17 protein-coding genes are annotated in these 19,718 nt (G+C 71.7%); 3 read left to right on the plus strand and 14 right to left on the minus strand.

From position 1 onward, the window contains the following. Nucleotides 1-95: 95 nt before the first annotated feature. Both MUN76_RS09320 and MUN76_RS09325 read left to right on the plus strand, forming a co-directional pair. On the plus strand, nucleotides 96-3,752 hold the full coding sequence (locus MUN76_RS09320) for an efflux RND transporter permease subunit (protein ID WP_244684161.1): 3,657 nt from the start codon (nucleotides 96-98) through the stop codon (nucleotides 3,750-3,752). Between the two features lie 85 nt (nucleotides 3,753-3,837). After that, complete coding sequence (locus MUN76_RS09325; protein WP_244684162.1) at nucleotides 3,838-4,326, plus strand: hypothetical protein; 489 nt, start codon at nucleotides 3,838-3,840, stop codon at nucleotides 4,324-4,326. 11 nt (nucleotides 4,327-4,337) lie between these two features. On the opposite strand, the gene MUN76_RS09330 is transcribed toward MUN76_RS09325, so the two are convergent. Genes MUN76_RS09330 through MUN76_RS09350 form a run of 5 tightly spaced genes read right to left on the minus strand, consistent with a single transcriptional unit; the run spans nucleotide 4,338 to nucleotide 8,436 of the window. Further along, entirely contained in the window at nucleotides 4,338-4,760 is a 423-nt protein-coding gene (locus tag MUN76_RS09330; protein ID WP_244684163.1) for a Fur family transcriptional regulator, read from the minus strand. Beyond that, entirely contained in the window at nucleotides 4,741-5,628 is an 888-nt protein-coding gene (locus MUN76_RS09335; RefSeq protein ID WP_244684164.1) for a metal ABC transporter permease, read from the minus strand. The genes MUN76_RS09330 and MUN76_RS09335 overlap by 20 nt, the downstream gene beginning before the upstream one ends. Beyond that, the gene (locus MUN76_RS09340; protein ID WP_244684165.1) at nucleotides 5,625-6,500 is read right to left on the minus strand and encodes a metal ABC transporter permease; all 876 of its coding nucleotides are present in this window, start codon (nucleotides 6,498-6,500) and stop codon (nucleotides 5,625-5,627) included. Before MUN76_RS09340 ends, MUN76_RS09335 begins: the two co-directional genes overlap by 4 nt. Next, nucleotides 6,497-7,279: a metal ABC transporter ATP-binding protein gene (locus tag MUN76_RS09345; protein WP_244684167.1), complete on the minus strand. Its 783-nt coding sequence runs from the start codon at nucleotides 7,277-7,279 to the stop codon at nucleotides 6,497-6,499. The genes MUN76_RS09340 and MUN76_RS09345 overlap by 4 nt, the downstream gene beginning before the upstream one ends. Next, nucleotides 7,276-8,436, minus strand: a complete 1,161-nt coding sequence (locus MUN76_RS09350) for a metal ABC transporter substrate-binding protein (RefSeq protein ID WP_244684168.1) — start codon at nucleotides 8,434-8,436, stop codon at nucleotides 7,276-7,278. Before MUN76_RS09350 ends, MUN76_RS09345 begins: the two co-directional genes overlap by 4 nt. A gap of 170 nt (nucleotides 8,437-8,606) precedes the next feature. On the opposite strand from MUN76_RS09350, the gene MUN76_RS09355 reads away from it, so the two are divergent. Continuing rightward, nucleotides 8,607-10,010 carry an amidase gene (locus MUN76_RS09355; RefSeq protein WP_244684170.1) on the plus strand — a complete coding sequence of 468 codons (1,404 nt, stop codon included), beginning with the start codon at nucleotides 8,607-8,609 and terminating at the stop codon, nucleotides 10,008-10,010. A 35-nt stretch (nucleotides 10,011-10,045) separates the two neighbouring features. Here MUN76_RS09355 and MUN76_RS09360 read toward each other — a convergent pair whose 3' ends face one another. The 9 genes from MUN76_RS09360 to MUN76_RS09400 form a co-directional block, all read right to left on the minus strand. Then, entirely contained in the window at nucleotides 10,046-11,125 is a 1,080-nt protein-coding gene (locus MUN76_RS09360; RefSeq protein WP_244684172.1) for a Gfo/Idh/MocA family protein, read from the minus strand. Further along, nucleotides 11,122-12,120, minus strand: a complete 999-nt coding sequence (locus tag MUN76_RS09365; protein WP_244684174.1) for a Gfo/Idh/MocA family protein — start codon at nucleotides 12,118-12,120, stop codon at nucleotides 11,122-11,124. Before MUN76_RS09365 ends, MUN76_RS09360 begins: the two co-directional genes overlap by 4 nt. A gap of 50 nt (nucleotides 12,121-12,170) precedes the next feature. Beyond that, nucleotides 12,171-12,959, minus strand: coding sequence for an SDR family oxidoreductase (locus tag MUN76_RS09370; protein WP_346730381.1), 789 nt, complete (start codon nucleotides 12,957-12,959; stop codon nucleotides 12,171-12,173). Between the two features lie 47 nt (nucleotides 12,960-13,006). After that, nucleotides 13,007-14,020: a Gfo/Idh/MocA family protein gene (locus MUN76_RS09375; RefSeq protein WP_244684178.1), complete on the minus strand. Its 1,014-nt coding sequence runs from the start codon at nucleotides 14,018-14,020 to the stop codon at nucleotides 13,007-13,009. Then, complete coding sequence (locus tag MUN76_RS09380; protein ID WP_244684180.1) at nucleotides 14,020-14,886, minus strand: sugar phosphate isomerase/epimerase family protein; 867 nt, start codon at nucleotides 14,884-14,886, stop codon at nucleotides 14,020-14,022. Before MUN76_RS09380 ends, MUN76_RS09375 begins: the two co-directional genes overlap by 1 nt. Before the next feature lie 71 nt (nucleotides 14,887-14,957). Beyond that, nucleotides 14,958-16,181, minus strand: a complete 1,224-nt coding sequence (locus MUN76_RS09385) for a Gfo/Idh/MocA family protein (RefSeq protein ID WP_244684181.1) — start codon at nucleotides 16,179-16,181, stop codon at nucleotides 14,958-14,960. A 255-nt stretch (nucleotides 16,182-16,436) separates the two neighbouring features. Next, nucleotides 16,437-17,636: an MFS transporter gene (locus MUN76_RS09390; RefSeq protein ID WP_244684182.1), complete on the minus strand. Its 1,200-nt coding sequence runs from the start codon at nucleotides 17,634-17,636 to the stop codon at nucleotides 16,437-16,439. 102 nt (nucleotides 17,637-17,738) lie between these two features. Next, nucleotides 17,739-18,662: an ATP-binding cassette domain-containing protein gene (locus MUN76_RS09395; RefSeq protein WP_244684183.1), complete on the minus strand. Its 924-nt coding sequence runs from the start codon at nucleotides 18,660-18,662 to the stop codon at nucleotides 17,739-17,741. Then, nucleotides 18,659-19,705 (minus strand): ABC transporter permease, encoded by a 1,047-nt coding sequence (locus MUN76_RS09400; RefSeq protein WP_244684184.1) that lies wholly within the window; start codon nucleotides 19,703-19,705, stop codon nucleotides 18,659-18,661. The genes MUN76_RS09395 and MUN76_RS09400 overlap by 4 nt, the downstream gene beginning before the upstream one ends. Nucleotides 19,706-19,718: the final 13 nt, after the last annotated feature.

Here is a 19,718-nt window from a genome sequence, read left to right on the forward strand (position 1 = left end):
GTACGACTCGGCGCGCGGCCCGCTCGGCCAGGCTGGAAGGGATAGACGTTTCGTCGTGCCCGCGGCACGGCGCCGGATCCTGCCCGAAAGGCCCCATGACCTTCCTCACGCGAGCGAGCCTCAAGAATCGCCTCATCGTCGGACTCACCACACTGGCCATCGCCGTGCTGGGGCTCTTCTCCATGGGAGCGCTCAAGCAGGAGCTGATGCCGTCGATGCAGGTGCCGATGGCGTTCGTCTCGGTGCAGTCGCAGGGGCTCGCCCCCGAGGAGATGGCGCGGACCGTCACCGAACCGGTCGAGCAGGCGCTCTCCGGGGTGCCCGGCATCACAAACGTCACGTCGACGACGTCGACCGGATCCGCCGACATCACCGTCGAGTGGCCCTTCGACGAGAGCGAAGAAGACACGCTGCAGGCGATCCGCGCCGCGGCTGACGCACTGAAACCCACCTTCCCCACCGGCACCGAGGTGCAGGTGTTCTCCGGCGGTGCGAGCGACATGCCCGCCATGGTGCTGACCGCCGGCAGCGCGGGCGACGAGACCGAGTTCGGCGACGCGCTCGCCCAGTCCGTCGTGCCCACCCTCCAGGGGGTCTCCGGGGTGAAGCAGGTCACGCTCTCCGGACGCGAGGAGGAGCGGATCGTCATCGATCTGCGCCCCGAGGACATGACTCGGCTGAAGGTCTCGGTCGAACAGATCGCCCCGGTGCTCGAATCCCACAGTGCCGCGCTGCCCGCGGGCGAGGCGGAGTCCCCGCAGGGGCCGCTCTCGATCACGGTCGGCGGTGCCCTCACCTCTGTGGAGGAGATCGCCGCCCTCCCGATCGCGGTCGAGAACGGGGTGGTCCGGATCTCGGACTTCGCCGACGTCACGACCGAGACCGTGCCGTCGGCCTCGATCTCGCGCGTGAACGGCCAGCCCGCCCTCACCCTGCAGATCATCCCCGCGCAGGGCGCGAACGTCGTCGACATCTCGCACGCGGTCACCGCCGAGCTCGACGCGATCGCGCCGTCGCTGCAGGCCGACTTCGTCACGCTGTTCGACCAGGCCCCGTACATCGAGCAGTCGATCCACGACCTCTCGGTCGAGGGCGGGCTCGGACTGCTCTTCGCGGTGCTCGTGATCCTCGCGTTCCTCGGCTCGTGGCGCTCGACGCTCATCGCCGCGGTGTCGATCCCGCTGTCGCTGCTCATCACCCTCGTGGGCCTGTGGTGGAGCGGCAACACCCTGAACATCCTGACCCTCGGCGCGCTCACGATCGCGATCGGCCGAGTGGTGGACGACTCGATCGTGGTGATCGAGAACATCAGCCGGCGCCGCGGCTCCGGGCCGCTCACCCCCGCCGGCGTCGTCGCGTCGGTGCGCCAGGTCGCGGGAGCCATCACCGCGTCGACGCTCACGACCGTGGCCGTGTTCCTCCCGATCGCCTTCGTCTCGGGCATGGCCGGGCAGCTCTTCCGCCCGTTCGCGGTCACCGTCTCGATCGCGCTCCTCGCGTCCCTCGTCGTCGCGATGACGATCGTGCCGGTGCTCGCGTTCCTGTTCATGCGGAACCGCGCGCCGCACGGCGCAACCGCGGCCGGCACCGATCCCGCAGCCAGCACCAATCCCGCAGCCCACCCGGGCACCGCCGCTCTCGCCGACACCACCGAGGCCGACGGCCCGTCCGACCTCGACGAGATCCACACGGCACCGGATCGCCTGCAGCGCGCGCTCATGCCGGCGCTCAACGCGACCCGCCGCCACCCCGTGATCACGCTCGTCACCTCGGGCCTCATCCTCGTCTCGACCCTCGTGATGAGCACCCAGATCCCGACCGACTTCCTCGGGTCCTCCGGCAACGAGAGCCTGCAGGTCTCGCAGGTGCCCGAGGCTGCCGGCACCGATCTCGTAGCCGCGGCCGAACCCGTGGAGGCCGCGCTCGCCGACGTGCCGGGGATCCGCGACGTCATCACCTCGATCCCGCTCGCCACGGCCGCCGGGCCCGCGACGATCACCTACGACCTGCAGCTCGAGGACGGCTCCGACACGGAGGTCGTGAGCGCCGCGGTCGACTCCGCCCTCGGCTCGCTCACCGAGTCGGGCGAGCTGCAGATGCTCACGCAGGACGCGTTCGTCGGCGGCGCTGCGGGGAGCGGCATCGCCCTGCAGATCCGGGGCAACGATCCCGTCGCCCTCCGGGCCGCGAGCGACCTGCTCGAGACCCAGCTCGGCGAGGAGTCCGGGGTGCAGTCCGTCACGAGCGAGCTCGCGGGCGAACAGCCCGTCGTCCGCGTGCGGGTCGACGAGGTGAAGGCGGCGCAGCTCGGCTTCGACCGGACGACCATCGCCCGCGCCGTGCAGGTCGCGCTCGAGGGCCAGCAGGTCGGCAAGATGATGCTCGAGGGCCAGGAGCGCAGCATCGTGGTGCGCACCCCGGGCTCCGAGCGCACCGCGGAGCTGCTCGGTGAGATCGTGCTGCCCGTCACCCCGCAGCAGACGGCCGCCGCGCAGAAGCTCGCGAGCGAGACGCTCGAAGCGAAAGCGAAGGCCGAGGCGGAGGACGCGCGGCTCAAGGCGAACTCCGAGCTCACCCATCAGATCAACACGGCCATCGGCGAGCGCGCGGAACTGGTCTCCCAGATCTCGGCACTGAGCGAGCAGCTGGCGATGCTGCAGGCCATGCCCGTGGTGCCCGAGGAGCCGCGCACGCCGGAGGACGAGGCGGCGATCCGCGCGCAGCAGGAGCGGATGGAGCAGATCGCGGCCCTCGAGGGCGCCATCGCCGGCGCCCAGGGCGGACTCACAGGCATCGACGAGCAGGTGGCGATGCTGCGCGAGTCCCAGACGGAGGCCGCGAACCAGCTCGCCCAGCAGCAGGCCGCAGAGGCCGAGCAGAAGGCGGCGATCGAGGTCACCGGCACCGCGATCGCCCTGCAGGACATCGCCGTGATCGAGGAGGAGCTCACCGCCCCCACGATCACCCGTGCGGACGGGGAGCGCCAGGTGATGCTGACCGTGACGCCGAAGAAGGGTCAGCTCGACGCCGCGAACGCCGCGGTGGAGCGCGCCATCTCGACGGCCGACCTGCCCGCGGGCGTGAGCTTCGAGCTCGGCGGGGTGAGCGCCGAACAGGACGACGCGTTCATGCAGCTCGGCGCCGCCATGCTCGCGGCCATCATGCTCGTACTGCTCGTGATGGTTGCCACGTTCCGCAGCTTCCGCGGACCGCTCGTGCTGCTCATCTCCATCCCCTTCGCCGCGACCGGCGCGATCCTCGGCCTGCTCATCACCGGCACGCCGCTGGGACTGCCCGCGCTCATCGGCCTGCTCATGCTGATCGGGATCGTGGTCACGAACGCGATCGTGCTGATGGACCTCGTGAACCGGCTCCGCGAGAGCGGCGCCTCGCTCACCGAGGCCGTCGAGCACGGCACCCGTCTGCGACTGCGACCCATCCTCATGACGGCCGCCGCCACGATCTTCGCGCTCGTGCCGATGTCCCTCGGGCTCACCGGCGGCGGGGTCTTCATCTCGAAGCCGCTCGCGATCGTCGTGATCGGCGGGCTCATCTCGTCAACGCTGCTGACGCTGATCCTGGTGCCGATCCTGTACACGCTCGTGGAGCGGCGGCGGGAGCGGAAGCTCGCGAAGCGCGGCGCCCGCCAGGAGCGACGCGCGGCACGGCGGGCGGAGCGCGACGAGGCCCGCGAGGCGCAGCGCGCGCTGAAGCGGGGCGAGGCGACGGCGGCGGCACCGGACGAGGCGTAGGCTCGCCGGGCGCGGGTCCGGCCGATGCCGCCGGACCCGCGGAAACACCCTGTCCCGGTCGTCGCCTCCGGGCTACGATCGACGCATGGATGATGTCGGGGCTTGGAGCGAGTTCAATGTCGCCATGGCCGGCGCCACGGCGGCGCTCGCGGGCCTCGTGATCGTCGCGGCCAGCGTGAACATCGAGCGGATCGTGCGCACCGCCACCCTGACCTCGCGTCTCGCCGCCGCGATCGCCGCACTGCTGCTCGCGCTCGTCGCCTCGGGCACCGGGCTGGTCCCGGGCGTCGACCCGACGATCTACGGCATCGTGATCCTCGTCTGCACGCTCGCGGCGGCCTGGTTCCAGGTGCACGCCACCCGAGTCATCTTCCTGGATCCCGAACCGGCGCAGCACGCTCGCGCGGCGAAGTCCGTCGCCGGCTTCCTGCCGATCCTCGCGTATCTTGCGGCGGGCATCGCACTCACCGCCGGGCACGAGAGCGGCCTGGTGCTGGCCGCGGCCGGGTGCCTCATCGCGATCGTTGCGGCGGTGCTGATCTCGTGGATCGTGCTCGTCGAGGTGCTGCGCTAGCCCGCCCGGGATCAGGCCGCGGCGCCGGATCCGGCCGCCGCTCGGGCGCGGCAGTTCTCGCACAGGCCGAAGATGTCGACGACGTGCTCGATATCGGTGAAGCCGTGCTCGGCGGCGACGCGCTGCGTCCAGTCCTCGACGAGGGTCGCCGACAGCTCGCGGGTGTCCCCGCAGTTGCGGCAGATGAGGTGATGATGGTGCCCCTGCGTGGCGCACGACCGGAACAGGTTCTCCCCCTCGGGCGACTGCAGGGAATCCGCTTCACCGGTCTCGGCGAGGCCGGCGAGCGCGCGGTACACCGTCGCGAGACCGATCGTGGAGCCGCCGTCGCGGAGCACCTGGTGCAGCTGCTGCGCGCTGACGAAGCCGCGCTTCTCGGCGAGCGCCGCGCGCACCGCCTCGCGCTGCCAGGTATTACGCCTGGGTTGCTGCATCCCGCACCTCCCGCGTCGAACGTGTTCCCCCCACCGTAGCGAAGTTCCCCGATCTCGGCGCGCCCGAGGTCCCGGTGCCCCGGCGCCCGACGAGCGATCGGCCCGCGAGCACCACGACGAACACCCCCGCGACCACGAGCCCGATCGACCCGCCGGCGGCGACGCCGAACTCGCGCGAGATCCAGAGCCCGAGCACCCCGCTGCCGACGCCGATCGCCGCGGAGATGGGCGGCACCCAGGCCAGGCGGGGGGCGATGAGGCGGGCCGTCGCGGCGGGGCCGATGAGGATCGCGACCCCCAGGATCGCGCCGACGGCGGGCATCGCGACGACGATCGACGCGGCGATGATCCCGGTCACGACCAGCTCGACCGGCCACGCGCGGAAGCCCGCGGCGCGGAAGCCGACGGGGTCGAAGGTGTGGAAGAGGATCCGCCGACCGGTCAGCGCCACGAGCGCCAGCGACACGAGCAGCACCCCGCCCGTCGCCGCGACGTCGCCCGTATTCACTCCGAGGGGCGAGCCCACGAGCAGCGCCTCGACCGGCACTCCGAGCCCCGGGTTGAGGCTCGCGAGCAGCGTGCCGAGCGCGAAGCCGAACGACAGCACCACACCGCTCGTGACCTGACGGCCCTGCCCCGGGATCCGGCCGAGAAGGGTCATCAGCAGCACGAGGACGATCGCGAAGAGGGCCTGCCCGAGCAGCAGGTTCCAGCCGACGATGGCGAAGGCCACCCCGCCCGGGAAGGTGGCGTGACTCAGCGCGACCGCGAAGAACGATCGGCGCCGGAACACGATGAGGGTGCCGGCGACGCCGGAGAGGAGGCCGAGCAGCACGATCTCGGTGATCGCGAGGGCGAAGTAGCTCATCGCGCCCCCCGGCTCCGCAGCAGCACGCGCGCGAGCGCCGCGATCCCGTACCCCGCGACGAGCAGCAGCACGACGACCGCGCCCGGCGACACCGTCGCACCCGCGCCGACCGACCACTCGAAGGAGAGCCACAGCCCGGCGACCCCGGCGAGCAGCGGGGTGAGGATCGCGAGCGGGATCAGCAGCGAGAAGCCGCGGGTGAGGAGGCGCGCGGTCGCCATCGGCACGGTGAGCAGCGCGATCACCATGAGCACGCCGAGCGCCTGCACCCCGGCGACCACGAGGAGCGCCACGGCCACGCTGAGCGTGAGGTCGGTGGCGAGCGGACGGAAGCCGGCGGCCGCGAACCCGGCCGGGTCGAACGCGCGGAAGAGCTGCGCGCGCCAGTTCACGAGCACGATCCCGACCGCGACCACCGCGACCACGACGATCTGCCACAGCTGGCCGTCGGTCACGGTGAGCAGGCGCCCGAAGAGCAGCTCCTGCAGCTGGGAGACATACCCTTCCTGCCGCGACACGAGCACCACGCCGAGGCTGAAGAGTCCGGTGAGCACCACGGCGATGGCGGCGTCCGTGCCGGTGCCGCCCCGGTGGTCGATGACGGTGAAGAGCACGGCGGCGAGGATCGCCGCGACGACGGCGCCGGGGAGCAGCCCGGCCGAACCCCCGAGGGCGGCGCCCACCACGAGGCCCGGGAAGACCGCGTGGACCAGGCCGTCGCTCACGAACTCGAGCTCGCGGAAGCTGATGAAGAGGCCGATGATGCCCGCGGCGAGCGCGAGCACGGCGACGGTGACGAGCGCGCGCCACATGAAGGGCAGCGCGAAGACGTCGAACGGCGTGAAGTCCGTGCCGAGGAGCACGGGGATCACTCGGTCTCCCGGGTGGTGGTCACCGTGTGGTGGTCCAGCTCCACCGTCGCGTCCTGGAACGCGTGCTGCACCGCGTCGAGCGTCAGCGCGTCCTCCACCGTGCCGAACCCGGCGGGGTGCCCCGGCTGCCCGGGGGTGTGCCCGCTCGCGAGCAGGAGCACATGGGAGCACGCCGCCTGCGCGATCTCCAGGTCGTGGGTCGACACGAGCACGGTGCGGCCCTCCTCGCGAAGTCCGCGGACGAGCTCGAGCAGCACCTCGCGGTTCTCGCGATCGAGTCCGTTGAACGGTTCGTCGAGCAGCAGCAGCTTCGGGTTCGAGACCAGCGCCCGCGCGAGGATCCCGCGCTGCTGCTGGCCACCCGAGAGCTCGCCGAAGCGGCGCCCCGCGAACGCCCCGAGCCCGACGCGCTCGAGCGCCTCCGTCACCGCGGCGCGGCCCGCGCGCCCGATGCGGCCGAGCGGACCGACGCTGCGGTACAGGCCCATCGTGACCACTTGCCGGAGCGACACGGGCAGGGTGGTGTCGCGGCTGTCTGCTTGCGGCAGCGACCCGATGTGGCGGCGCGCCCGCGCCGGGGTGTCACCGAGCACCTCGACGCGGCCGGCGGTGAGGTCGGCGAGACCGAGCACTCCCCGCAGCAGCGTCGATTTACCCGAACCGTTGGGGCCGATGAGCGCGACCGCGGCGCCGCTCGGGATCTCCAGGCTCAGTCGCTCGACGCGCGTGACTCCGGCGTAGCCGAACGCCGCGTCGTGGAAGGAGAGCGCGGAGGTCATGACTGCAGCGTATCGGGAAGCTCCTCCGCCTCCGCGCCCCAGCTCTCGAGAATCAATCGGGTGTTGTGGATCGTCGCGTCGAGGTAAGTGTCGGCGCCGCTGTCGGCCACCCCGAGGGAGTCGGCGTAGAGGGACTCGGCGTCGACGACCTCGACTCCGGCCTCCTGCGCGATCGTCTGGGCGAGCTTCGGGCTCATCGACGACTCGACGAAGATCGCGCGCACCCCGCGCTCGCGGATGCTGGCGACGAGCGCATCGATGTCGGCGGCGCTCGGCTCGGCGTTGTCCTCGAAGCTCGGCAGGATCGACCCGGCGAACGCGATGCCGTAGTCGTGCAGGTAGTAGCCGAGCGAGTCGTGCCCGCTGACGATCACGCGGTCGGCCTCGGGCACCCGCTCGAACTGCGCCGCGATCCAGGTGTCGAGATCCTGCAGCTGCGCGACGTAGGCGTCGGCACGCTCCGTGAACGCGTCCGCGTGGTCGGGATCGGCGGCGGCGAAGCCCGCCGCGATCTCGGTCACCATACCCTCGGCGAAGCGCGGGGAGGTCCAGATGTGCGGGTTCAGATCGCCGTGATCGTGATCGTGCTCCTCCTCGGCGTGCTCGTCGGTCGCGTGATCCTCAGCCGCGTGATCATGGTCGGCGTGCTCGTCGGCCGTATGATCCTCGGCCGCGTGCTCGTCGGTGGCCGACTCCTCGGTGGCGTGGTCGTGGTCGTGCCCCGCCTCCTCGCCGCTCTCCGCCGTGATCTCCTTCGCGAGCGCCTCGTCGATGCCGTCCGCCGCCGTGATCACGGTGCCGGTGAAGCCGGAGGCCTCCACGGCGCTGTCGACGAAGGTCTCGAGCCCGGCACCGTTGACGACGAGCACGTCGGCCTGGCCGAGCGCCAGGAGGTCCGCGGGAGTCGGGTCGAAGTGGTGCGCGGAGGCGCCCGCGGGGAGCAGCCCCGTCAGTTCGATGTCGTCGCCGCCGACCTGCGCCGCGAAGTCGGTCAGCTGCGTGGTGGTCGCCACCACCTTGAGCGTGTCGCCGGACCCGCCGTCGGCCGCGCTGGACGCACCGCCGCAGGCGGTCAGGGTGAGTGCCGCACCTGCGGCGAGCGCAAGGCCCGCGAGCGTGAGCGAGCGGGGCGAACGGGAGGACAGCGAGTGGGGCATGGCAGCACTTTCTAGATGAGAACGAGTATCACTATAGCGGCAACTGATAATCGTTCGCAAAGTCGGTTCGGGGGACCGTCATAGACTCGAGCGGAGGGGGTGCCGGTGACCACGCAGCAGACAGGACGAACCCGCGCGACGGCGCGGACGCTGCGCACGGGCGGGGCCGCATGAGCGCCATCGCCGGCACGACGCCTGCAGGCACGGCGCTGCCCCACACTGCACTCGCCCTCCGCGAGGCGCTGCGCGACGGGTCGCTCTCGGTCACCGAGGTCGTCGCGCACCACCTCTCCGCGCTCGAGGCGGGGAGCGAGCTCGGGGCGTTCGTCTCGGTCTCTGCCGACGCCGCCCTGCGCGAGGCCGCAGTCGCCGACCGACGCGGCCTGCGCGCCCGCCGATCCGGCGCACCGCCGCCCCCGCTGCACGGCATGCCGACCGCGCACAAGGACCTCGTGGACGTCGCCGGATCGGTGACGACCCACGGCAGCGCCGCCGTGCCGCACGCACCCGCGACCGCTGACGGCCCGGGCGTCGCGGTGCTGCGTCGCGCGGGCGCGATCTCGCTCGGCAAGACCCAGGTGCCCGAGTTCGGGCTGACGGGATACTCCGAGAACCTCATCGCCGACCCCGCGCGCAACCCCCACGATCCCGCCCGCACGGCGGGCGGATCCTCCGGCGGCTCCGCGGCGGCCGTCGCGGCGGGGCTGCTCCCCCTCGCGCCGGGGAGCGACGGCGGGGGATCGATCCGGATCCCGGCCCTCGCCTGCGGCCTCATCGGACTGAAGCCGGGGCTCGGCGCGCTCCCGACGGACCTCACCCACGGCACGCATGACGGCTTCGGCACCCCGCGACTGACGGTGAGCGGCCCGCTCGCGCGCGACACCGCCGACGCCGCCGTGCTCTTCGACGCGATGCGCGGGATCCCGGGCGAACCCAGCCTCAGCGCGGTACGCGCGGCCGATGGCCTGAGCCGGTTGCGCATCGGGATCAGCACGGCGTCGCCGTTCGAGGCGGCGCACCCGGTGCCGTACTCGGCCGAGGCGCTCGCCGCCCTCGCGCGCGCCGCGCGCCTGCTGGAGGACCGCCGCCATCGCGTCGAGGAGGCGGAGTTCACGTCCGACCCGGGGTACGCCGACGCGTTCACCACGGCCTGGACCGCCGGGCTGTCCCTGCTGCAGTTCTCCGCCGCGGAGGTCGAGCGCCTGACGCCGCTCACCCGCGCGTTCCGCGAGCGCGCCCTCAGCCGATCCGACACCACCCACCACCGAGCCGCCGCCCGGCTCCGCGCGTTCGCCGCCGAGGCGCGCACGCAGTGGGGGCGGTACGACGCGGTGCTCACTCCGGGCCTCGCCTTCGCGCCGCCCCGCATCGGCGCCTTCACCTCGCGCTCCCCCGACGACGACTACCGCCTGCAGTGCGAGTGGGCCCCGCTCACCTCGATAGTGAACGTCTCGGGCCTGCCGGCGATCGCGGTGCCGATCGGGCCGGAGTACTGGACCGGAGTCCAGCTCATCGGCCGCCCGGGGAGCGAGACGCAGCTGCTGCAGCTCGCCACGCAGCTCACGACGCGCTGAACCCCGTCCGTAGAACTCAGCACTGCGCAGCGCCCTCACCCGGCGAGCGGATCCCTCATCAGCTCACGGCTGCGCTCCATCAGCGCAATGGTCTCGAGGGTGCGATCGAGCGGCCTGAGCGGCGACTCTGTGAGGCCCGCATCGATGCAGCGCGCGACCTCGAGCGCCTCCCAGAAGAGCTGCGTGTGCCCCAGCGCGGGCTCGGTGTACCGCAGTTCGCGCCCGTCGTGGAAGCGCACGGTCACGGGGCCCGGGTGGTAGAACGGTGCGTCGAGCGTCAGCGTGGCCTCCGTGCCGGCGATGAACGCGGTCGTCGGGGTGTCCGCGAGCATCGACGCGCTCACCGTCGCCTGCCGCCCCGCGCCGTCTCCGAGCAGCGCGTGGAACTGCCCGATCGCGCCGTGCTCGGGGTGCCGATGGCCGACGACCGCCTCGACCCGCAGGTCGGGGAGCACCTCGGAGACGAACATGAGGGGGTAGGTGCCGAGATCGTTCATCGCGCCGCCGCCCTGCGCGGGGTCCATCGCGCGGTGGTGGTCGACGAGGCGCTCGCCGATGGTCGCCTGCACCTCCACGATCTCGCCGAGCATGCCCGACGCCAGCACCTGACGCACCACGCAGGTGCGGGGCAGCGCGAGCGTCCAGACGGCCTCCATGGCGAAGAGCCCGCGCGCTCGGGCGAGCTCGACGAGGCGCTGCGTGTCCGCGAGGCGCGGGGTCATCGGTTTCTCGACGAGCACCGGCCTGCCCGCCTCGAGCGCCAGGGTCGCGTGCGCGAGGTGGTCGAGGTGCCCGGTCGCAACGTACACGACGTCGATGTCGGCCGCGACGAGCGCCTCGTACGACCCGTGCGCCTCCGCGATCCCGTGATCGCGCGCGAACTCCTCGGCGCGCGCGAGCGTGCGGGAGCCCACGGCCACGACCCGCTGATTCGTCGACGCCTGCAGCGCCTCGACGAAGCGTGCCGCGATCCAGCCGCTGCCGAGGATCCCCCACCGCAGCGAGGGGCCGGTGAGCGGATCGGGCACCAGCGGCTCGGGCAGGGCGCCGGGCGCTCGGTGGGCGTCGTGCGCGCTTGGCGCGCTCGGCCCGTCGGCTCCCTCGCGCGTGCTCATCGGGCGGCCTCCACCGCGACGAATCCGCCACCGGAGTGCATCGACGCGACGGCCGCGGCCGCCACGCGCGTCGCCTGCGCGCCGTCCTCCACCGTGGCGAGCGTCGGTGCCCGACCCTCGGTCATGGCCGTGACCCACTCCTGCAGCTCGAGCCGGTAGGCGTCCTCGTAGCGCGGTCGGAAGTCGACCGGCACGTCGGTGCGGGAGGTGAGCTCGGTCGACACCACGATGCGGTGCGGCTCGGTGATCGCCACCACCCCCGTTTCGCACACGACCTCGGAGCGCATGTCGTAGCCGTAGCGGGCGTTGAGGGAGTTCTCCACGGTCGAGAGCGCGCCGTCGGCCGTGCGCAGGAGCAGGATGAACGGCTCCCGCAGCCCGCCGCTGGTCGAACTCGGCGTCTCGGGGGCGTGCCAGCTCACGGCCGTGACGGGTGCGCCGAGCAGCCACGGCACGATGTCGAGGTCGTGGATCGCGGAGTTGTAGATCACCGTCTCGTCGGTGGCGCCGGGGCCGGTGGAGACCCCGCGCCCGACCGAGTGCACCATGACCGGGCGGCCGTGCGCGCCGGAATCGATGGCGCGTTTCTGCGCCACATAGCCCGGGTCGAAGCGGCGCATGAACCCCTGGTGGACGAGCGGCACCCCGTCGCCGACGGCGGCGCGGTGGGCCGCGACGACCCGCTCCGCGTCCTCGACGGAGGTCGACAGCGGCTTCTCGCAGAGCGCGGGCTTGCCGGCGGCGATGCAGGCGAGAGTCTGCTCGGCGTGGAGCACGTCGGGCGACGCGATCAGCACCGCATCCACCTCGGGGTGCGCGATGAGGTCGAGCGGGTCGCTGAACGCCGTGGCGCCCGGAATCGCCGCGACGACCGTGTTCGCACGCTCCAGATCGGGATCCGCCACCGCCGTGACGGTTGCCCCGGAGACCTGCTCGTGCAGAAGTTGCACGTGAAACGCGCCCATGACGCCGGTGCCGATGATGCCGATACGCATATGCGCTCCTCGATGTGTGAAGTGGTGGTGCGCCCGGGGAGCGCGAAGGTCTACTCGTAGGCGCCGGGCACGTTCTGGTCCCAGTCGATGATGGATCCCGTCACCACGCCGCTGCGCTCGCTGAGTAGGAACACGACGGCGTCCGCGATCTCGTCCGGCTGCCCGAGTTTGCCCATCGGCTGCGCGGCGGACGCCTCCGCGAGCCAGCCGTCGTCGGCGCCGTGGAAGGTCTGCTGCGTCACGGCTTCCCCGGGGGTGGCCGTCCAGCCGATATTGAGCCCGTTGATCCGGATCCGATCGAAGCGGTGCGCGAAGGCGGCGTTCTTCGTGAGCCCCGCGAGGCCGGCCTTCGACGCGACGTACGGGGCGAGGTAGGGCTGACCGCCGTGCATCGACATCGTGATGATGTTCAGGATCGTGCCGGGGGCACCCCGTCGGCGCATGTCCGCGACCGCGCCCTGCATGGTCATGAACGGCACCGTGATGTTCAGGGTGAGGTGCTCGGTGAGGAGCTCGCGCGTCGTGTCGAGCAGGGTGCCGCGGCTCGTCGCGCCGGCCGCGTTGACGAGGCTGTCGACCCGGCCGAAGCGGGCGATCGTCTCCGCGACCGCGCGCTCCGCCTCCCCGTCGACACCGAGGTCGGCGACGATCGGGAGCACCTCGGTCGTGACGTCGGCATCGCGTCCGCTCGCGCGGATCCCCTCGGCGGCGCGCTCGGCCTTCTCGGCGTTTCGGCCGACGATCGCCACGCCGCTCGCGCCCTCGCGCGCCGCGGCCTGCGCGATCGCGAGGCCGAGCCCCTGCGTGCCGCCCGTGACGAGCACCACCCTGTCCTGCATCAGTGCGCGCATGCGTCTACCTCCGGTTCGTCTGTGGTGGGGTGCGGTCAGTCTTCCAGGCGTCCCGGTCGCAGCGGCAGCCCGCTCGCCGCGTACAGCTCATCGATCAGCGCCATGGTGCGCCGGGATCGGCGGAGCCGGTCGCGATCCCGCACCCCCTCGCGCAGCTCCGAGCGAATGCGCCGCAGCTGATAGGCGTAGGACGATCCCGTGCCGGTGCGCTCCTCCCGGGAGTCGTCGCCGACCCGCACGATGAGTCGGTCGTCCTCCTGCGGCTTCACGAAGTTGGGAGCGTGCAGGGCACCGGCCGAGCCGACGATCTCGAGCCCGAAGTCCCAGCCGTCGAACACCATGCTCGTCCGCAGCGACACGTCGATCGGGGTCTCCCCCGGCAGCTCCAGCTCGGCGTCGAGGGTCGCATCGACCCGGACGTCCGCCGCGGCGCCGGTCGCGCGGGCCGCGCGCAGCACCGGTTCTGCGCCGAGCTCGTCGGCGAGGGTGAGCAGGGCGTGGATCGAGTAGCAGCCGAGGTCCATGACGGCGCCCCCGGCGAGATCGAAGCTCCACCGCGGGTCTGCGGTGCCGGGATCCGGCATCAGCATGTGCAGCCGCACCTCGCGCAGCGCGCCGAGCTCACCCGACCGCACGATCTCGAGCACCCGCGCGAGCAGCGGGTGATCGGCGTAGTGGAACGCCTCCCAGGCCCAGCCCGGAGCGGCATCGAGCCGCGCGGCGACCCGGTCGAACTCCGCGAGGTTCGCGGCGAACGGCTTCTCGACGAGCACCGACCGGCCGGCCTCCAGCGCCCGGGCCGTCCACTCCGCGTGCAGTCCGTTCGGGAGCCCGATGTAGATGAGGTCGAGGCTGTCGTCGGCGAGGAGCTCTGCGTAGTCGTCGGTGGATCCCTCGAAGCCGTGGCGTGCGGCGTAGGTACGAGCCCGCCCGGGATCCCGCGCGGCGACCGTGGCGAGGACATCGCCGGTCTCCCGGCTCGCGTCGATGATCGCGAGCTCGGCGATCCGGGACGCCCCCAGCATGCCGATCCGGAGCGGGGCCGTCATCACGCCACCGCGCCGCGGATGAACGCGACGCTCGCCCGGGCGTTCTCGAGCGCCCGGGCCGCGTCCTCCTCGGACTCCACGACCGTGTCCTGTTCGAGGACGTACCAGCCGTCGTACCCCGCGTCCGCGAGCGCCGCCACGATCACGTCGATGCGCGCGTCGCCCCGGCCGAGGGCCTGGTACATGCCCTGCCGCACCCCCTCGCGGTAGTCGATCCCCCCGGCGCGCACCCGGGCGGCGACCGCCAGGCTCACGTCTTTGAGGTGGGCGTGCACGATGCGGTCGGAGTGCTCGCGCACGAGCGCGACGGGATCACCGCCGGCGAGGGTGAAGTGCCCCGTGTCGAGGCAGATGCCGATCGAGGATCCCGCGAGGACCCGCGCCACCGCCTCGGGGGCTTCGACGACCGTGCCCAGGTGGGGGTGCAGGGTCGCCGTGACGCCGACGGCCGCGGCGGCGCGCTGGGCGCGGTCGAGGTTCTCGACGAGAGTCTGCCACTCGGCATCGGTCAGCTCCGCGGCGCCGTCGTAGCCCTCGGTGCCGGTCACGGCGGAGAGCACGAGGGTGCTCGCGCCCGCGGCGACGTAGGCCTCGAGCTCGCGCTCGATCGCGGGGATCGGATCCGCGTCGGCGCGGTGCAGCACGATCGGGAAGAACCCGCCGACGGCGCTGAGCCCGGCCTCGGCCAGCACCCGAGCGCGGTCGGCGGGGGCGTCGGGGAGGAACCCCTCGGGGCCGAACTCGGTCGCGGTGATCCCGAGCGAGACCATCTCCCCGAGCACGCGCTCACGGTCGAGCTGCAGGCCCCATCCCGGGACCTCGATGACTCCCCAGCTGATGGGGGCGGATGCGATGCGAGCGGTCATGGTTGGCTCCTGGGGGTCGGGCGGGCGGGTCGGGTGCGGGCGGGCGGGCGGGCGGGCGGGTCGGGTGCGCGTCAGGCCTGAACGGCGGCGGTGGTGCCGGCGACGGGCTGGCTGACGGCCCACTGGCGATCCTCGGCGGAGCGCTCGGCCGCGGAGACCACCTGGGCGGCCGACAGCGCGTCCTGGATGTTGGAGTTCAGCGCGGCGCGGCCGACGACGGCCTCCAGGAACTTCTTCGCCTCGATCACCTTGAGGTCGTCGTACCCCATCGACGTTCCGGCACCGGGCTGGAACCGGCCGAAGTCGCCCATGCCGGGGCTCGCCATCACGCGGGTGTATCCCTGGTGCGCGGCCCCGAGACCGCTTGAGACGTGCAGCTCGTTGAGGCGCTCGAAGTCCCAGTGCGCGGAGCCGTTCGTGCCGTAGATCTCGATCCCGTAGCTCGCGCGCGGTCCGACGGCGACCCGGGAGGCCTCGAGCGTGCCGACAGCGTCCGCGGCGATCGCGTCGTCGGAGAGCCGGATCAGCATGCCCGCGTAGTCCTCGTTCTCCACGGGCTTCATCTCGCCGTCCTCGACGACGGCGAAGTGCGTGCCGCTGCCCATGGGCAGTTCGGCGCGCTCCGCGTAGACGGTCGAGGTGAGCGCGCTGACCTCGGCGATCGGGCCGAGGGTGTACTGCACCAGGTCGACGAGGTGCCCCATGAGGTCACCGAGCACCCCCGATCCGGCGAGGTTGCGGATGAAGCGCCACGACAGCGCACCGCGCGGATCCGCCGAGTAATCGGCGAACATGTGGCCGCGCACGTTGGTGATCCGGCCCAGTTCGCCGGTGGCGATGAGGGTGCGGAGGTGCTCGATCGCGGGGGCGTGGCGGTAGTTGAAGCCGATGGAGCTGACGACGCCGGCCTCGGCGGCGGCGGTCGACACGGCGCGCGTCTCCTCCTCACCGCGGCCGACGGGCTTCTCGATCCAGAAGTGCTTGCCCGCCGCAGCCGCGGCGATGGCGATCTCGGCGTGCAGGAAGTTCGGGGCGCAGATCGATACGACGTCGACCTCGGGATCGTTCAAGACCTCGTGGTAGTCGGCGGAGGCGCGCTCGTAGCCGAGCACGTCAACGGCCTCCTGCGCGCGGGCGGGCGCGGTGTCGGCGGCGTGCACGAGGCGCGGGCGGATCCCGAGATCCGGGTAGGCGTAGCGCAGGTTCGAGTATGCGCGGCTGTGCAGCTGGCCCATCCAGCCCACACTGATGAGGCCGATCCCGACCGTGATGGTGCCGTCTTCGTTCGTCTGCATATCCGTAGCTCTCGGTCGAGGTGCCGTGCACCGTGCGTCGTTGCGGGATCCTGAAAATGGACCGGTCCAAATTGTAAGTACGTCGCGGCTGCGATGTCAAGCGACGCACCGGGGGCGCGTCGCGAGAGTTCGCGCTGCCCACTGTCATCGCCCCCTGTCAATCCCGGCGGAGATCTCACTCAGAACGGAGCGTTTTCGGGGAATGGCTCCGTTATTCGTGAGATCTCCGCCGCAAGTGACGACACCCTGCACCCCTCAGCGCCGCGCGACCCGATACGCGGCGAAGCTCAGCAACCCCAGTCCGACCAGCGCGAGCGCGCCGATCGGGATCCAGCCCACGCCGCCCCCCGCCAGGATCGCCCCGCCCGCGAGCGCACCGACGAAACTCCCGAGGTTGCCGGCGCCGGAGGGCAGTGCAGACGCGAGCCGCGGGTACCGAAGCAGCTCCCGCATGTAGAGCACCTGCCCGGGCGGGCTGCCGCCGCCGAGGCAGATGCCGACGAGCAGGATCGCCGCGACCGCGCCGGCGCCGCCAATGCCGGGCACGAGCAGCAGCGCGGCGCCGAGCGCGCCGGCGACCGCGGACCCGGCGAACGCCGCACCGGGGCGGCGGTCCGCGATCCAGCCGGACCCGAAGTTGCCGAGGTTCATGCCCACGCCGAACGCGAGCATCGCCCAGCCCCCCGTCACCCAGTCGTCCCCGCCCCGCGCGACCGCGATGACCGGCGCCACGTAGGTGATGATCGCGAACCCGCCGGCCGTCGCGAGGACCGCGGCCGCGATGAGGGTGAGGAGACTCCGTGGTCGGATACCGCCGCTCGTGTGCTCGAGGGTCGCGACGGCCGTGGCCGGCACGCGCACCGCGAGCAGCGCCGCGAGCGGCACGGCGAAGAACACCGCGGTCGATCCGAGGATCACCCGCCAATCCCCCGCTGCACCGAGCGCGGTGAGGACCGGCACCCCCAGCAGGTTCGCGCCGGTCAGCCCGCCGTGCACGATGGCCGAGCCGCGCCCGTACTTGCCGGACACCAGCAGGTGCGCGATCAGCATCGCGGCGACGCCGATGTAGCTCGCGTGCGTCAGCGCCGACAGGAAGCGCAGCACGATGGCGATGGCGAGGGTCGGCGCGAACGCGGTGGCGATCGTCCCGAGCAGCATGCTGCCCGCGCAGACGATGAGCGCCCACCGTTCCGAGAGACGGCGCACCAGGATCGGCGTCGTGATAATGCCGACCACCACCCCCAGCGCGTAGGCCGAGGCGAGCCCGCCCGTTGCCGCGTGTGCGGCGTCGGGGTCCGCTCGGCTCAGTGCGGGCAGCAGGTCGGCGGAGATCTGCGGCAGAAGCCCCATGACGAGGAATTCGCTCACGCCGATCCCGAACCCGCCGCAGGCGAGCGCGGCGATGACCAGCCGACGGGCAGCCAGCCCAGCCGACCCCACGTCCTCTGTTCGCATCCCGCACCTCCGTTGGTCAGTTCCTCACAGCACCGCCCCACGACCGAACGAGCGCACCCCCGGAACCAGCCGGGGGTGCGCTCGAATCACTCGTGATGCGGGTCAGTCCTCCGGCGGCACGACCTTCACCGCTTCGGTGACTGTGACGCGACCGACGCCCGCTGCCGGGTCCTCTTCGATCTCGTCGCGGATCGTCCGCACGGTGTCGGTGCTCGTGCCGACCTGGCGCAGCTCGTGCACGAGCTGCTCGAGCTCCGCACCGCCGGCCATGAGGCCCGTCAGCTCCTCGAGGGTGATGTCGGACTTCTCGTGGTAGCCGATGCTCTGGCCGCGCTTCAGCAGCAGGAACCGATCGCCCACCGGGTACGCGTGGTGCGGGTTGTGCGTGATGAAGATCACACCGAGCCCGCGATCCCGCGCCTGAATGATGTAGCGCAGCACGACACCCGACTGCTTCACGCCGAGGGCGGCGGTCGGCTCGTCGAGGATCAGCACCTTCGCTCCGAAGTAGACCGCGCGGGCGATGGCCACGCACTGCCGCTCACCACCCGAGAGGGTGCCGATCGGCTGATCCACGTCGCGCAGATCGATGCCCATCTCGAGCAGCTCGTGCTTCGCGGTCTTGCGCATGAAGTCGACGTCGAGCCGCTGGAACGGCCCCCAGCCCTTCGTCGCCTCCGAGCCCAGGAAGAAGTTGCGCCACACCGGCATGAGCGGTGCCACGGCCAGATCCTGGTAGACGGTTGCGATCCCGCGGTTCAGCGCCTCACGAGGCGAGTTGAACTTCACCGACTCGCCCTCGACGAGGTACTCGCCGCCGGTGTGCTGATGCAGCCCCGCGATGATCTTGATGAGCGTCGACTTGCCGGCGCCGTTGTCGCCGAGGACGCACATCACCTCACCCGCGGCCACCTTCAGGCTCACATCGCGGAGCGCGATGATGTTGCCGTAGCGCTTCTCCGCGTCGCGGAGCTCGACGAGCGGCGTGTCGACCGGAACGGTCTCGGCGGTCACTGTGGCGTTCACTTTTTGCCTCCCCGTGCTGCGCGGCGCTGCAGAGTGAAGTTCAGCACGGTCGCGCCCAAGAGCATCGCACCGAGGAAGAACTTCAGCCAGTCCGGGTTCCACTCCGCGTACACGACACCCTTGAGCGCCATGCCGTAGATGAGGGCACCGATGGCACCGCCGATCGCACTGCCGTAGCCGCCGGTCATGAGGCAGCCGCCGACGACGGCCGCGATGATGTAGAGGAACTCGTTGCCGATGCCCTCACCCGACTGCACCGTCTTGAATGCGAAGAGCTGGTGCATACCCAGGAGCCACGCGCAGAAGCTGACGCCCATGTACAGACCGATCTTGGTGCGGACGACGGGAACGCCGACCGCGCGGGCGGCATCCGGAGCGCCGCCGCTCGAGAAGATCCAGTTGCCGACCTTGGTCCGCTGGAGGATCCAGGTGGCGACGATCACGAGCAGGATCCAGTAGAAGACCGTGATCTTCACGTTCACCCCGAACACCGGGATATCCGAGGCGAAGACCGCCGCCGCGGATTCGAAGCCCGGCCAGTTCGCGATCGACGGAGCCGCGACCCCGCCCGTGATCAGTCGCGTGACACCCAGGTTCAAGCCCGTCAGCATGAAGAACGTGGCCAGGGTGATGATGAAGCTCGAGAGTTTCGTTTTCGTCAACAACCACCCGTTGAGCAGCCCGACGAGCAGCGAGAACACCAGACCGATGAGCGCACCGACCCAGACGTTGCCGCCGAACCAGTACATGAAGAGCGACGAGGAGAGTGCTGCGGAGATCACACCGACGCCGGCCGACAGGTCGACCTCACCGCCGATCATGAGCAGGGAGACGCCCACCGCCATGATCCCGACGGTGGAGGCACCGTACAGGATCGTCGCGATCGACTCGGGTCGGGTGAACTGCGGCGCGACGACCGCGAACATGATCGCCAGCACCAGGGCGGCGGCCGTGGCCCCCGCCTCTGGTTTGGTGAAGAACTTCGTGAAGAGGTTCCCCGTGGCGACGCGCTCGTCGAACTTCGGAGCTGTGGTTGTAGACATTGAATCTAACTCT

Source organism: Leucobacter rhizosphaerae (assembly GCF_022919175.1).
GTDB classification, from domain to species: domain Bacteria; phylum Actinomycetota; class Actinomycetes; order Actinomycetales; family Microbacteriaceae; genus Leucobacter; species Leucobacter rhizosphaerae.